General features: G+C 60.8%; 16 protein-coding genes. 5 read left to right on the top strand and 11 right to left on the bottom strand.

Annotated elements, in window-relative coordinates:
• Window position 1 precedes the first annotated feature (1 nt).
• Window positions 2-754 carry a class I SAM-dependent methyltransferase gene (locus tag ACTJJ7_RS20485; protein ID WP_105734517.1) on the bottom strand — a complete coding sequence of 251 codons (753 nt, stop codon included), beginning with the start codon at window positions 752-754 and terminating at the stop codon, window positions 2-4.
• Window positions 755-865: 111 nt separating this feature from the next.
• Here ACTJJ7_RS20485 and gloB point away from each other — a divergent pair, with 111 nt between their 5' ends.
• Window positions 866-1,636, top strand: coding sequence for a hydroxyacylglutathione hydrolase (gene gloB / locus ACTJJ7_RS20480; protein WP_105734516.1), 771 nt, complete (start codon window positions 866-868; stop codon window positions 1,634-1,636).
• Complete coding sequence (locus ACTJJ7_RS20475) at window positions 1,636-2,070, top strand: cupin domain-containing protein (RefSeq protein ID WP_440968660.1); 435 nt, start codon at window positions 1,636-1,638, stop codon at window positions 2,068-2,070. The genes gloB and ACTJJ7_RS20475 overlap by 1 nt, the downstream gene beginning before the upstream one ends.
• On the opposite strand, the gene yddG is transcribed toward ACTJJ7_RS20475, so the two are convergent.
• Together yddG and ACTJJ7_RS20465 are read right to left on the bottom strand one after the other, a co-directional pair.
• Window positions 2,067-2,900: an aromatic amino acid exporter YddG gene (yddG, locus tag ACTJJ7_RS20470; protein WP_440968691.1), complete on the bottom strand. Its 834-nt coding sequence runs from the start codon at window positions 2,898-2,900 to the stop codon at window positions 2,067-2,069. The genes ACTJJ7_RS20475 and yddG overlap by 4 nt on opposite strands.
• A 73-nt stretch (window positions 2,901-2,973) precedes the next feature.
• Window positions 2,974-3,777 (bottom strand): DUF3108 domain-containing protein, encoded by an 804-nt coding sequence (locus tag ACTJJ7_RS20465; protein WP_105734513.1) that lies wholly within the window; start codon window positions 3,775-3,777, stop codon window positions 2,974-2,976.
• A gap of 268 nt (window positions 3,778-4,045) precedes the next feature.
• Here ACTJJ7_RS20465 and rpmB point away from each other — a divergent pair, with 268 nt between their 5' ends.
• Together rpmB and ACTJJ7_RS20455 are read left to right on the top strand one after the other, a co-directional pair.
• On the top strand, window positions 4,046-4,345 hold the full coding sequence (gene rpmB, locus ACTJJ7_RS20460) for a 50S ribosomal protein L28 (RefSeq protein ID WP_105734512.1): 300 nt from the start codon (window positions 4,046-4,048) through the stop codon (window positions 4,343-4,345).
• Between the two features lie 88 nt (window positions 4,346-4,433).
• Complete coding sequence (locus ACTJJ7_RS20455; protein ID WP_440968659.1) at window positions 4,434-5,084, top strand: VUT family protein; 651 nt, start codon at window positions 4,434-4,436, stop codon at window positions 5,082-5,084.
• Here the strand turns inward: ACTJJ7_RS20455 and ACTJJ7_RS20450 are convergent.
• The 4 genes from ACTJJ7_RS20450 to ACTJJ7_RS20435 all read right to left on the bottom strand — a co-directional run bounded on the left by ACTJJ7_RS20450 (window position 5,057) and on the right by ACTJJ7_RS20435 (window position 9,721).
• Window positions 5,057-6,073 carry an esterase-like activity of phytase family protein gene (locus ACTJJ7_RS20450; protein WP_440968658.1) on the bottom strand — a complete coding sequence of 339 codons (1,017 nt, stop codon included), beginning with the start codon at window positions 6,071-6,073 and terminating at the stop codon, window positions 5,057-5,059. The two genes, ACTJJ7_RS20455 and ACTJJ7_RS20450, sit on opposite strands and share 28 nt — an antisense overlap.
• A gap of 1 nt (window position 6,074) precedes the next feature.
• The gene (gene cobT, locus ACTJJ7_RS20445; protein ID WP_440968657.1) at window positions 6,075-7,973 is read right to left on the bottom strand and encodes a cobaltochelatase subunit CobT; all 1,899 of its coding nucleotides are present in this window, start codon (window positions 7,971-7,973) and stop codon (window positions 6,075-6,077) included.
• 13 nt (window positions 7,974-7,986) lie between these two features.
• A complete protein-coding gene (gene cobS / locus ACTJJ7_RS20440) occupies window positions 7,987-8,973 on the bottom strand; it encodes a cobaltochelatase subunit CobS (RefSeq protein ID WP_105734508.1) in 987 nt (328 codons plus the stop codon).
• 94 nt (window positions 8,974-9,067) lie between these two features.
• A complete protein-coding gene (locus tag ACTJJ7_RS20435) occupies window positions 9,068-9,721 on the bottom strand; it encodes a J domain-containing protein (RefSeq protein ID WP_105734507.1) in 654 nt (217 codons plus the stop codon).
• Window positions 9,722-9,864: 143 nt separating this feature from the next.
• Between ACTJJ7_RS20435 and ACTJJ7_RS20430 the strand changes: the two genes are divergently transcribed.
• Window positions 9,865-10,167: a BolA family protein gene (locus ACTJJ7_RS20430; protein WP_223613568.1), complete on the top strand. Its 303-nt coding sequence runs from the start codon at window positions 9,865-9,867 to the stop codon at window positions 10,165-10,167.
• Between the two features lie 8 nt (window positions 10,168-10,175).
• Here ACTJJ7_RS20430 and ACTJJ7_RS20425 read toward each other — a convergent pair whose 3' ends face one another.
• The 4 genes from ACTJJ7_RS20425 to ACTJJ7_RS20410 form a co-directional block, all read right to left on the bottom strand.
• Window positions 10,176-10,700, bottom strand: coding sequence for a TerB family tellurite resistance protein (locus ACTJJ7_RS20425; protein WP_440968656.1), 525 nt, complete (start codon window positions 10,698-10,700; stop codon window positions 10,176-10,178).
• A gap of 74 nt (window positions 10,701-10,774) precedes the next feature.
• On the bottom strand, window positions 10,775-12,064 hold the full coding sequence (locus ACTJJ7_RS20420; RefSeq protein ID WP_105734504.1) for an HlyC/CorC family transporter: 1,290 nt from the start codon (window positions 12,062-12,064) through the stop codon (window positions 10,775-10,777).
• Window positions 12,061-13,176, bottom strand: a complete 1,116-nt coding sequence (gene aroB, locus ACTJJ7_RS20415) for a 3-dehydroquinate synthase (protein WP_440968655.1) — start codon at window positions 13,174-13,176, stop codon at window positions 12,061-12,063. The genes ACTJJ7_RS20420 and aroB overlap by 4 nt, the downstream gene beginning before the upstream one ends.
• A complete protein-coding gene (locus ACTJJ7_RS20410; protein WP_425350463.1) occupies window positions 13,173-13,760 on the bottom strand; it encodes a shikimate kinase in 588 nt (195 codons plus the stop codon). The genes aroB and ACTJJ7_RS20410 overlap by 4 nt, the downstream gene beginning before the upstream one ends.
• Between the last annotated feature and the right edge of the window lie 108 nt (window positions 13,761-13,868).

Below are 13,868 nucleotides of genomic sequence, written 5' to 3'. Positions count from 1 at the left end.
TTCAATTCCCGTCCGGTCCATCCCGCCGCATGGCCGTGCCTTGCGGCGAGAGCACCGGCACGAAAACACGCCGCGATGACCGCTGGGCAACCGGCAGCCCCTGATAAATGCGCTTTTGCGCCTCCACGATGAGCACGCCCGAGAAAACCGGCCAGAAGCGCCGGCCCACCCGTTCGAACAGGCTGGACGGGCGCATGATCCAGCGCCGCGACGATGGCGGGAAAAACAGCGCTTCGGCCCATGGTCCCGGCGTGAAATTGGTTTCACGCAAGAGCCGGATCAATTGTCCGCGGCTGTAAGGCCGTCCGCTGCCGAAGGGGGTATGCTCGAAGCGCGCCCACAGGCCGCGCCGGTTGGGTACGACGATGACGAGCCTCCCGTTGGGAGCCAGAGCCCGCCACATTTCCTTAAGCGTTTCGCGCGGGTCTTCCGCATGTTCCAGCGCATGCACCATCAAGATGCGGTCCACCGCCGAATCCGGCAGCGGCAGGTCTTCCTCGAACACCAGCGCCGTCGCCGAGGCCTCCGCCGGCGGCCAGCTCGCCGCGCCCTGCCCGGCAGGCATGAAGGCGAATGTCCGCTCCGTATCGCCGCGAAACCGGTCGAGATAGGGCACGACATAGCCAAGCCCGACAAGCCTCTCGCCCGGCAGTTTCGGCCAGATCGGCGCAAGCGCCATGGAAATCGCCCGCTCGGTCAGGTGGCCGAGGGTGGAAGCATAAAAGGCGCGAAGGTCGATGATATCGAGATGCATGCGGCCAACCTAACACGGCAAATCATAACATCAAGAAAATGGCTTGGAGACGGGTTGCGCCTGTCCGGCAGCTGGCTATCCTGACGGCAAAGTTCAAACCGGACAGGCCCCATGTCAAATCTGCAGATAGAACAGTTCACCGCGCTCAGCGACAATTTCGGCGTGCTGATCCACGACCCCGACGCCAACCTCACCGCCTCCATCGATGCCCCGGAGGAAAGGCCGGTGCTTGACGCGCTCAAGCGCCGCGGCTGGACGCTGACCCATATTTTCTCGACCCATCACCACAATGATCATGTCGGCGCCAACCTTGCGCTGAAGAAGCGGTTCAAGCTCGAAATCCTCGGCCCGGACGCGGAAAAGGCCAATATACCCGGCATTGACCGCACGCTGAAACATGGCGACCGCTTCCGCTTCGGCAATTTCGACGTGTTTGTCATCTCCACGCCCGGCCATACCGCAGGCGAGATTTCCTATCACATCCCCGAGGCCAAGGTTGTTTTCACCGGCGATACGCTGTTTTCGCTCGGATGCGGACGGCTGTTCGAGGGAACACCGGCAACCATGTTCCGGTCGCTCAACCACCTGATCAAGCTGCCGGTCGACACGCAGATCTATTGCGGGCACGAGTACACCGAAAGCAATGCGCGGTTTGCCCTGTCGATTGATCCGGACAATTCGGCGCTGAAGGAACGGGCCAGGGAAATCTTTGCCCTGCGCGAGGCTGGCCTGCCGACATTGCCCACCACTTTGCTGCGCGAAATGGCAACCAACCCGTTCCTGCGCTGGCATGACCCGGCAATACGCCGCAACCTGAAGCTGGAGAACGCCAGCGACGAGGCCGTGTTTACCGAAATCCGCAAGCGCAAGGACAATTTCTGATGACATTGACCGCAGATGATATCCGCAGGGAGCTCGGGCTGCAGCCGCACCCCGAGGGCGGCGCCTATATCCAGATGTTTCGCGACAACCAGAGCGGCTGGCCGGTGGGCGGGCGCGGCCATTCCACGGCCATCTATTTCCTCCTTGAAAAAGGCGAGATTTCCGCCTGGCACCGGGTGAAAGACGCCGCCGAGGTCTGGCACTGGTATGGCGGCGCGCCGCTGCAACTGACCATGGCCACCGAAGGCGCGCCGCATGAAGTCCACCGGCTCGGCATGGATATCATGGCAGGCGAGCGGCCGCAGGGCATTGTCCCCGCCGGCCATTGGCAGACAGCCAAATCGCTCGGCGACTGGACGCTGGTCGGCTGTACGGTTGCGCCGGGTTTCGACTTTGCCCAGTTCGAACTGGCCGCACCGGGCTGGGAGCCCTAAACCGGCCGCTTCCGGAAAATCATTTCCTTGGCGGCAAGCACAGCGCCAAGGGTGATTAGCAGGCAGGCCAGCAGGACGCGCATCGTCGGTTCGGCCGCGCCTGCCGCGATCAGCACAAGCGTCGACAGCAGCGGCGCCGCATAGCTCGACGCACCCAGCACCTGGATATTGCCGCGCTTGACGCCAAAATCCCAGGCATAGAAGGCCGCGCCCACCGGGAAAAGACCGAGCCCCAGCACCGCCAGCCACTGCGTCAGCGATTCGGGCCAGACGGTCTGCTCCAGCGCCAGATGCGAAATCAGCGACAGAACCGATGTCGCCACGCAGAAGCCGGTCACCGCATCGGTCGGCACGCTGGCAAAACGCCGCGACAGCAGCGAATAGGCGGACCAGGTCAGGGCGCAGAGCCCGGCCATGGCGTAGCCGAAGGCATATTGCGCCTCGAAGCCGACACTGCCGCCCTTGGTAACGATCAGCACCGTGCCCGCCAGCCCCAAAAGCGTTCCCAGCACGTGGAACCAGCGCAGGCGCTCGCCCGGCATCAGCGCCGAGCCGACCACGATGAACAGCGGCCAGAGATAGGCGATGAGGCTGGCATCAACCGCCGGGGCGTTGCGCAGGGCGGTGAAATACAGGAAGTGATAGCCGAACAGGCCGACAACGCCGAGAAGCCAGACCTTTGCCGGCTGGCGCAGGTGCTGTGCCGCGCCCGGCCGCCAGAGCCAGGACAGCAGGCCAAGACAGGCGCCGATGGCGAAGGTCATGGCCGTCAGCTGAAACGGCGGCACCTTGCCCGACACGTCGGTGAACAGCGCGAGCATCGCCCACATGATAACAGCAAGAAACCCGACAGATGTAGCCACGCGCCGCCCCCATTTAACAAGAGCGGCGCCCCTGCCGCTTCTATTGCATCTTTTCAAAACGGGTCGCGTAAACGGTCACCGTTCCGATCTGCGTGCCGATCTTCGCCTGCACCGGCGAATAGATACCGGACTTGCCGAGGGATGCAAAGGTGAGACTGATCTTGCTCTTGTTTTTCAGATATTCGATCGCGTCGCGCCCCGCCTGATAGCCGCCGACCGGAATGAACTTGACCGAACAGGTGATCGTATCGCCCTTGAAACCCTTGGTGGAAAATGGCTTTGGGCTCCCGGATGGCGAGAGCTGAAGGTCCGCCCGGGTCTGTCCGTCGTAGAGATGCAGGGTCTGCGTGCAGACCTGTCCGATGCTGTCCGCCGCAACCATGACGCCGGAGATCGGATCCGTCACGCCCTGCAGCGCTGCGGGCTCAAGCTCCACCCATTTGTCCTTCTTGCGGACCGGCGGGACATTGGTCGTATCCGTCACATTGCCGTTGGCAAAGGCAATCGAGGTGCTTTTGTCCTTCTTGCCGTGCCGGTACTTGACGAGATAGGAGTTCGGCAGCGCGCCGGTTTTGCCGAACTGGCCCTTCACATCGATATTGCCCTTGGTGTCGTCAAAGACGGTCACGAGCCCGGAGCTTCTCAGGCCGCCGGTCACCGTATAGGCGCCGCCCGAGACACTGGTTGAAAAATTCGCCTTGGCAATCGTCAGTCCGAGCAGCGAAACCCGGTAATCGGATTTGTAGATTTCCTCGGCGCGCGCCGGGAGCGCACCGGCAACGAGCAATATCCCTGCGGCAATCGCAGCATATCCGCAGCCGGGCCGCCGAATGAGACCAGTCATGTCCCGCTCCTTCAAATTGCATCACGCATGTGTGAATTGCCTGTGGTGAGACCGTACAAAGCAGGCAAAGTTGTGTTAAACATTGCGACAAGTCCGTTAAATACACAAAACCGGAGCAGAAGCACACTTGACGCGCGCGGCTCATATCACTATAGAAACGCGACTTCCCAATAGGCCGCCTGTCCGATATGCGCGCCGCTGCACGGCGACGTGTGATGGTAACAAGAACATTCGGGCTATAGGTAATGAATTTTGAAGGTGAGACCCAATGTCCCGCACATGTGAATTGACCGCTAAATCGGTACAGTACGGCAACAATGTGAGCCACGCGAACAACAGAACGCGCCGCCGCTTCCTGCCGAACCTCTGCCACGTTACGCTGATCTCCGAAGCTCTCGGTCAGAGCTTCCGTCTGCGCGTTTCGGCCCATGCCCTGCGCACCGTTGAACATCGCGGTGGCCTGGATGCATTCCTGGCCAAGGCTGACGAGAAGGAGCTGTCGCAGCGCGCCCGTCTCCTGAAGCGCCAGATTGCCAAGAAGTCGGCTGAAGCCCCTGTTGCTGCCTGACCGGCCAGCACGGTTCTGACATCCTAATCGCTTGAGGCCAGCGCATGCTGGCCTTATTGTTGCTGGTTCCATTACCCAGGATAAAAAAATGCCGCTTTCGCGCGCCTATTCCCTGCCGGATTTCATTTTCCCCGTCCTCGCCATGTGCCTGGTCGTGGCTGCGTCCAATATCCTGGTGCAGTACCCGTTCAACCATCTCGGACTGGGCGAAATCCTGACCTACGGGGCCTTCACCTACCCCGTCGCCTTCCTCGTCAATGACCTGTCGAACCGCCGTTTCGGACCGCAATTCGCCCGTAAGGTCGTCTATGCCGGGTTCGTCATCGCCGTTATTCTGTCAGTCTGGCTGGCAACCCCGCGCATCGCCATCGCCTCGGGCTCGGCCTTTCTCTGCGCCCAGCTGCTGGATGTTACCGTCTTCGGCAAGCTGCGCCAGCTGACCTGGTGGAAGGCGCCGTTCGCGTCCGCCGTGTTCGGTTCGTTGCTCGATACGCTGCTGTTTTTCTCCATCGCCTTTGCCGCGCAGTTTGCCTGGATCGATCTGGCAACCGGGCGCGCCGACTCATCGCTCGCCATGCTGGTGCCTTTCCTCGGCAAGGATATCCCGCTGTGGATGTCGCTCGGCTTCGGCGACCTGATGGTGAAGATTGTCATGGCCGTGGTGATGCTGGTGCCCTATGGCGCCATTCTCGCCATCTTCGCGCCGGCGATCTATTCGGCCAACCGGAATTCCAGATAGAGATTTCTCTGCAGGATCGAGTTGTTGTCATCCGATATCATCGAGATGCGGGTTGAACCATCCTCGGCCTGCCAGACATCCAGCCCTTCCATATTGTCGATCTGATCGCGCATATCCGCCTCGAGGATGAACGGGCCGTCGACTGTCGCGCCCGGCTTGATATCGCCAGCCGCGATCCGGCGGATGCGTAGCCTGATGCCGCTGGCAAGGCTGAAACGCCGCTCCAGCAGCAGGAGATCGCCATCAGGCAGAAAAGCACCGTCGCTGATGTCGAAACTGTCCAGCCGCTTGACGAAGAAGATGCCCTTGCCCGGCCCCTCCAGCACAGCGGCGTAGATATCGCCCGCCCTGTTGATGCTTTTCTCAGTTACCGCAACCCGCGCACCCTTCAACGGGCTTGTTGCAGGCGCATAGGCCAGCGTCTCAAACCCGCGATTGTTGCGCAATTCGCTTTTCGGCACCGGCAGCGGCAATTCCCGCGGCCGCGACGCAAAGCTCTTCAGGTCAAGGTCGAACTCGGCAATGCGATGGACCCGCTCGAAGGACACCGTGACCGTCCCGCCCGCCACGGCCATCCCTTCCGCATCCGCATTGCGCTTGCCTTGGACGGCGTTGCCGTCCGCATCCTGGATCGGTGCCAGCCGGAAATTGCCGACCGATACCGGCACGCCCTTAATGTCCCGCCGCATGACCCCGGCATACCAGAAGCCCGTATCGGTTATGCCGAGAAAGCTCTGGCCCGCATCGAGATAGCGGAACGCCGACATGCCGCCGAAATCGGGATTTCTGGAACGCAATTCCAGCCCTCCGACAAATTCGAGGCTGCCGAACCGGGTCTGGGCGGAACCTATGCGGAAATGCGAAACAAGCCGCGCGGTAATGACCGCTGGCGCAACGCCATCGGTCTGCGCCTGGGCAGGCGGCACAGGGAACAGAGCCAGAAGGAAAATGAACCGTATGCGCCAAACAAGCAGCGCCATACGGTTCATGTCAGTGTTTCCGGGCGGCAGATTTGCCCGCGGCGCGGCGTTGTTCCTGTTCTTCAAACAGCGATGCCAGCTGCTCGGTCATGGCGCCCGCCAGTTCTTCGGCATCGACAATGGTCACCGCCCGCCGGTAATAGCGCGTCACGTCATGGCCGATACCGATGGCGATCAGCTCAACGGGCGAGCGCGTCTCGATCTCTTCGATCACGGCGCGCAGATGCCGTTCGAGATAGTTGCCCGGGTTGACCGACAGGGTGGAATCGTCGACCGGCGCACCGTCGGAAATCATCATCAGGATCTTGCGCTGCTCCGGCCGCCCCAGCAGACGCTGATGCGCCCAGATCAGGGCCTCGCCATCAATGTTTTCCTTCAGCAGCCCTTCGCGCATCATCAGCCCAAGATTGCGCCGGGAGCGGCGCCACGGGGCATCGGCACGCTTGTAGACGATGTGGCGCAGATCGTTGAGGCGGCCGGGATTGGCAGGCTTGCCGCGCTCCAGCCACGCCTCGCGCGCCTGCCCGCCCTTCCATGCCTTGGTGGTGAAGCCAAGAATCTCGACCTTCACGCCGCAGCGCTCAAGCGTGCGCGCCAGAATATCGGCGCAGGTCGCAGCGACCGTGATCGGACGGCCGCGCATCGAGCCGGAATTGTCAATCAGCAGGGTGACGATTGTGTCGCGGAAATCCGTATCGCGTTCCTGCTTGTAGGACAGGGGCTGCGTCGGATCGATGACCACGCGCACGAGACGCGCCGAATCGAGATAACCTTCTTCCAGGTCAAAATCCCACGAGCGGTTCTGCTGCGCCATCAGGCGCCGCTGCAGGCGGTTGGCCAGACGGCCGACGACACCGGAAAGATTGGCAAGCTGCTTGTCGAGGAAGGCCCTCAGGCGCTCCAGCTCCGCATCGTCGCACAGCTCTTCCGCATCGGTGGTTTCGTCGAATTCCTGGGTGAAGACCTTATAGCCGCTTTCGCTGCCGAGATTGGAAAACGGCTGGTTCGGACGGCGCGCCTCGCCGGGCATTTCCGCATCCGTATCCGCATCGTCATCGATCTCGTCAGAGGAGGCATCGGCCGCTTCGGTCTCGCCCGACTGGCTGTCGTCGCTGGAGCTTTCCGAATCATCATCCTCGGATGCATCGCTGCCCTGGTCTTCGTCGGACCCGCCTTCGTTGTTCTCTTCGGGCTCCGGCGCGTCCTCGTTGTTTTCCTGGTCCTCGTCCTGCTCGCTCTCCTGCGACAGCTCTTCGGCCATCTCCATGGAAGCCAGCATTTCGCGGACAACGCGGGCGAAGGCGTTCTGGTCGTTGATCTTCTCGCCGAGATGTTCGAGGTCGGCGGCCGCCTTTTCCTCGATCCAGTCACGCCAGAGGTCGACGACATTGCCGGCGGATTCGGGCGCCTTGCGGCCCGTCAGCTTCTCGCGCACCATCAATGCGACGGCTTCTTCCAGCGGCGCTTCGGCCTTGTCGGTGATGGCCGGGAAATTGGCGCGGGAATATTTGTCCGCCAGCATCGAGCTGAGGTTCTCGGCCATGCCGTCCATGCGCAGGGCACCGATCGCCTCGACACGTGCCTGTTCGACCGCATCGAAAATCGCACGCGCCTGCTTGCCCTCCGGCGCCAGCGTCGCATGGATGCGGTCATTGTGGCATGCCTTGCGCAAGGCCATGGAATCGCCGATGCCGCGGGTAACCGCGATATCGGTGGCCGTCGGGCGTTTTGGCAGATCGGGCAGACGCGCCCGATGTCCCGTCAGGGCCGGACGATCATTGCCAAACCCGACTTCCATTTCATGATCGCCGGCAATGGCCCGCATGCAGGCCGTAACCGCGCGCTTGAAAGGCTCGGAATCAACCGGGCCTTTCGGATTTGTGCGTGAATTGTCTCCCGGTCCCGCCATGCTCTGATGACGCTCAGCCTATGACCACATTGGCCGTCGACTCCGGCAGTTCCTTGCCGAACGCACGCTGATAGAACTCGGCAACGATCGGACGTTCCAGTTCATCGCACTTGTTGAGGAAGGTCAGGCGGAAGGCAAAACCGACATCCTTGAAGATATCGGCATTTTCGGCCCAGGTGATGACCGTACGCGGGCTCATCACCGTGGAGAGGTCGCCATTGATGAAGGCGGCACGGGTCATGTCGGCAACGCGGACCATCTTCGAGACGATCTCCTTGCCTTCCTTGTTCTGGTAGTGCTTGGCCTTGGCCGCAACGATGGCGGCTTCATTGTCATGCGGCAGATAATTGAGCGTCGTCACGATGGACCAGCGGTCCATCTGCGCCTGGTTGATCTGCTGCGTGCCATGGTAGAGGCCGGTTGTATCGCCGAGACCGACAGTGTTGGCCGTTGCGAACAGGCGGAACGCCGGGTGCGGGCGGATCACGCGGCTCTGGTCGAGCAGCGTCAGGCGGCCGGACGATTCAAGCACGCGCTGGATGACGAACATCACATCCGGACGGCCGGCATCATACTCGTCGAACACCAGCGCCACATTGTGCTGATAGGCCCATGGCAGGATACCGTCGCGGAATTCGGTGATCTGCATGCCTTCCTTGACGACGATGGCATCCTTGCCGACGAGATCGATACGGCTGACATGGCTGTCGAGATTGACGCGCACGCACGGCCAGTTAAGGCGGGCGGCGACCTGTTCGATGTGGGTTGATTTACCTGTTCCGTGATAGCCGGACACCATGACGCGCCGGTTGAAGGCAAACCCGGCCAAAATGGCCAGCGTGGTCTGCTTGTCGAACAGATAATCCGGATCGGTCTCCGGCACATATGCATCGCCCGCCTTGTAGGCAGGGACCATCATGTCGGTATCAAATCCGAACAGCTTTGCGGCAGAAACCGTAGTATCCGGCAAATTCGCAATATCGCGATCAACCTTATTCATCATGCCTCCAGCGCGACTGCACGCGCAGACGCAATAAGATAGTCACACCCATGAAGCCTCGACGGGAGGCTTCGAATTCAGCCAAACATGGTCCTTAGCAAAAACCAGCCTGTTTGAGCAATTGATAAGCCTGGATAACGTCGCGGAAACGATCCTCGGAAGCCCGATCACCGCCGTTTGCATCGGGATGATGGCGCTTCACCAGTTCTTTATAGCGCGACTTGATGTCTTCGCCAGTGGCTTTTACATCAAGACCGAGAGTATCCAGCGCTTTTGCCTCCAAAGGCTTGGCCTTGCGCAGGCGCGCACTCGGCCGTGCATCCCCGAACACGCTGTTCGGATCACGGAAGCGGTTCTGATAGGCGGCCCGGCCCGAGCGCAGCTTGGAAAAGTCCGGCGACGTCTTGGCACCGCCGGATGCGGCAGCCGCGGCACTGGCGCCAGCGCCGCTGCCCGGAAGGCCCGCGACGGTCCAGGTCGGCCGGTCGCCGGTCAGGGCTTCCTTCTGATAGCGCGCGACTTCCGCGTCGGAGAGACCGGAAAAATAATTGTAACCTTTGTTGTATTCACGGACATGATCGATGCAGAAATGAAAGAACTCGCCTTCCTTCATGCGTCCAACCGGCGCACGGTGCGGACCCGGCTTGTCGCAGCCATCCCACTGGCACACGGGAATGCGCGATTTCTCCTCTTCCACCTTTTTCGGGCGGATGCGGATGCTGTCAAAATATTTCGAATTTGAGGTCATTGCGTACGATTATCAACGGATTGGTTTACAAGACAAGAATTGACAATTGCCCATGGATCAACCTAACGCCTGAAATGGCGGTAAATTTGTGATCATGTACGGATTTGCCAAATGAAACTACCATATGGGCGCAGGAGAACGAAATGTCCACTCAGTCAGCGATCGAAAACAAACTGACGCAGGCTTTTCATCCTGTTTCATTGACCGTCATCAACGAGAGTCATCTTCATGCCGGCCACCATCATGAAGACAGCGGGCATCATGCCACATTTGACGGTTCGGGTGAAACGCATTTTCGCGTGCGCATTGTCGCAGAAGCTTTTGCGGGCCTGTCGCGCGTTGCACGCCACAGGGCGATCAACGAGGTCCTGAAGGACGAGCTGGCGGGCAGCGTCCACGCACTTGCGCTGGAACCGGCAGCACCGGGCGAAGCGACACGCCGCTAAGGCCCGGCCTAACCATCCTCGCCTTGCATCAATTGCCGTTGCAGGCGGCCGATCATCAGCGCCTGCAGCTCGCTCTCCCCGCCATAGGCGCCGGCCGTCTGCCGCAGCATGCCGATCAGCTGAAAACGCTCGTCCACGCTCAGGCGTGCCCGCAGCATCGGCACCATGTCGTCAGCCATCGCTGGGAACGAACCCCGGCGTCTGGTATAGCGCCAGGCTTTGCGGAACATCGCATCCGGATCGCCGATCCCCAGCGGACCGCCGACCAGCGCGATGATCTGTTGTCTTTCGTCCTGGGTCAGCGGCGCACCGGTGCGCACAAGCTGAATCATCAGCACGGTTGCCGCCAGCCGCGGATCACGGATCCGGCTATGGCGCGAACCGACGAGACGGTCGAACGCCCGCCTGCTCCTGTTTCTCAGAAGAGGCGTATTTCTGTCCAGATCCCGAATGGAACGAGCCGCCCATTGCAGCCGGAACATCCAGTAAAAAATCGCGGCAATTCCACTTAAAATGGCAATAACAATATGCATGCAGCCTCTAGCTTAGGTGCAGGAAAGCGTCTGAAAAAACAATATCTTAAAATTATCGAACCAGTGGCGGCAGCTTAACCGGTTTTGCCCTTTTCGTCATCCTCCAAAGGTCGAATACGCAGCCGGGTAATGCGGTTTTTTTCCCGCTTCAGCACGGTGAAGCGCTTGCCGTGGAAGGTGAATGCCTGTTTTTCCGTCGGGATGCTCTGGGTTTCATGGATGACGAGGCCAGCAATGGTTGTGGCCTCCGCATCCGGCAGGTTCCAGTCGAGCGCCCGGTTGAGGTCGCGAATTGGAACGGAGCCATCGACCAGCACCGACCCATCCGGCTGGGGGCGGCAGCCCTGAACGTCAATGTCGTGCTCGTCGGCGATATCACCGACAATCTCTTCCAGAATGTCTTCGAGCGTGATCAGCCCCTGCACGTCGCCATACTCATCCACGACAATGGCGATATGCGCCTTGCGGCGCAGGAAGGCATTGAGCTGGTCCTGCAGGGTCGTCGTATCGGGCACGAACCAGGGCTTGGTCGCCACCTTCATGATGTTGATCTTGGAAAAGTCGCGGTTGGAATCGCGGATGGCCCGCACCAGATCCTTGGCATGCACGACACCGACAATATTGTCATTGTCGCCGCGCCAGACGGGAATGCGGGTGTGGTGGCTCGCCAGAATCTGGCCGATGATCTCCTCGATGGGATCATCGGCATTGATCGAATCCATATCCGTCCGGTGGATCATGACGTCATAGACTTCAAGCTCGCGCAGATCGAGCAGGCCGCCGATCTGGTCACGGTCGCGCTTCACCACCGAGCCCTCCCGGTGCAGGAGATCGACGGCGCCGCGCAGTTCCTCCTGCGCCGACAGCATGGATGTCACCGAACCGAGATCGATGCCGAACAGGCTAAGGATACGGCGCACGATCCAGTTGATGAGGTCCGACAGCGGCCCGAAGATGAACACGGCAACCTGTGCGAACCGCACCAGCGCCAGCGCATTGCGGTCGGGGCTCGAAATCGCCCAGGATTTTGGCAGCACCTCGGCAAAAATCACCAGAAGTACCGTCATGATCGCCGTGGCATAGGCCACGCCCGCCTGGCCGAACAGATTGAGCAGCATGCTCGTGGTCAGGGAGGAGGCGAGGATATTGATCAGATTGTTGCCGATCAGCATGACGCCGATCAGACGGTCGCGTTTTTCGATGAGACCTTCGACCACCGTCGCACGGTCGTCGCCGCGTTTGGAAAGCCGGTGCATCCGGGCGCGCGACACGGCCGTCAGCGCGGTTTCGGATCCTGAAAAGAGACCAGACATCAGGATCAGAAGGAAAATGATTCCGCAAAAGATCCAGAGTTCCAGGTTCATTTTGGGTGTTTCTCCTGCAAGAAGCTGAGAACCGCCGATGGCGGCACATCCCTGGCGATAAAGGACCGGCCGATACCGCGGGTGAGAATGAAGGTCAGCGCACCGCGCGTCACTTTCTTATCCTGGGCAATATACTCCATCAGCGCCTCCGCTGGCGGCAATGCACCGGGAATGTCGCTGATGGAAACCGGCAGCCCGACCTGCCGCAGATGCGCTTCAACCCGTGCGGCATCGTCGGCGCTCGCCAGATTCATCCGGACCGAAAACTGGTGGGCGAGAACCATGCCGATGGCAACGCCCTCTCCGTGCACGAGCCGGGCGGAATCGTAGTGCGTGGCGGTTTCCAGTGCGTGGCCGAACGTGTGGCCGAGATTGAGCAGCGCCCGGTCGCCGGTTTCGCGCTCGTCGCGCGCCACGACATCGGCCTTTGACTGGCAGGAGACGGCAATGGCGCGGGTGCGCTCCGGCCCGCCGGTGAAAATGCCCTGCCAGTTCTTCTCCAGCCAGGCAAAGAAGTCCGGCCGGTCGATCAGCCCGTATTTGGCGACTTCCGCATAGCCGGCGCGAAATTCGCGCGGGCTGAGCGTGTCGAGCACATCCGTGTCGGCCAGCACCAGTTGCGGCTGATAGAAAGCACCGACGAGGTTCTTGCCATGCGCCGTGTTGATGCCGGTCTTGCCGCCAACGGACGAATCCACCTGGGCCAGCAGCGAGGTCGGTATCTGTACGAAGCCCATGCCGCGCCGGGCAATGCTGGCGGCAAAGCCGGCGAGATCGCCGATCACGCCGCCGCCGAAGGCGATAACGATATCGCCCCGCTCCAGCCGGGCGGCCAGGATGGCATTGGTGACGGTTTCGAGCGTGGCAAAACCTTTCGACTTTTCACCGGGGGCAACGAGAACCGGTGTCGATTCGATGCCGCCAGCCTTCAGGCTGTCCGCCAGGCGCTGCAGATGCAGCGCGGCAACATTCTCGTCGGTGACGATGGCCACCCGTCCTGCGCCGGTGCGCCCCGCAATCTCCTGCCCCGCACGCTCGATCAGGCCCGCGCCGATGAGAATGTCGTAGGAACGGTCTCCGAGTTTGACCGGAACTGTCGTCAGGGCGCTCATCGCGGGGATTCCTTGTTGTCCAGATGCTGCGACACCGCCTGCATCGCTTCAAGCGCGATGATCTCTTTCTTTTCCTCGCGCGAGAGAATGGTCAGATCCGCCTGCGCATAGACGGGATAGCGCTCGCTCATCAACCGCTCCATGACGGCGCGCGGATTGTCGCTTTTGAGGAGCGGCCGGTTCTGCTTGCGCACGACACGGTTCATCAGCACGTCGAGTTCGGCATTGAGCCAGATCGATATGCCTTCGGACGCAATCGCTCCGCGCGTCTGCGCGTTCATATAGGCACCGCCGCCGGTGGCCAGAACGATGGGCCCATCTTCGAGCATGCGCGCGATAACCCGGCGTTCCAGATCACGGAACTCCGCTTCACCATAGGCTTCGAACAGTTCCGGAATGGTCATGGTCGAGACTTTTTCAATCTCGTTGTCGGCGTCGAAAAACGGCAATTCGACCAGCGAAGCCAGTTTTTTACCCACGGTGGATTTGCCTGCGCCCATCAAACCGACGAGCACAATAGACCGGTGCCCCAGGCGTTCCCGGATGGATCGGGCCAACTCCGGAACCTGGGCTGTGCCAAGAATATCGTCAATGCTGTTCATAAATGCGTTTCGACAGGAAAACCGGGCTTTCGTCAAGCAAAGTGTGGGCTTGTCCTTGTGTCTGGCCTTCATCAATTCATAAGAGTTTCC

Origin of the sequence: Phyllobacterium sp. 22229, assembly GCF_052056495.1 — a bacterium.
Classification (GTDB): Bacteria; Pseudomonadota; Alphaproteobacteria; order Rhizobiales; family Rhizobiaceae; genus Phyllobacterium; species Phyllobacterium myrsinacearum.
Note: the sequence above shows the minus strand (reverse complement) of the source record. Positions and strands in the feature narration are given on the sequence as shown.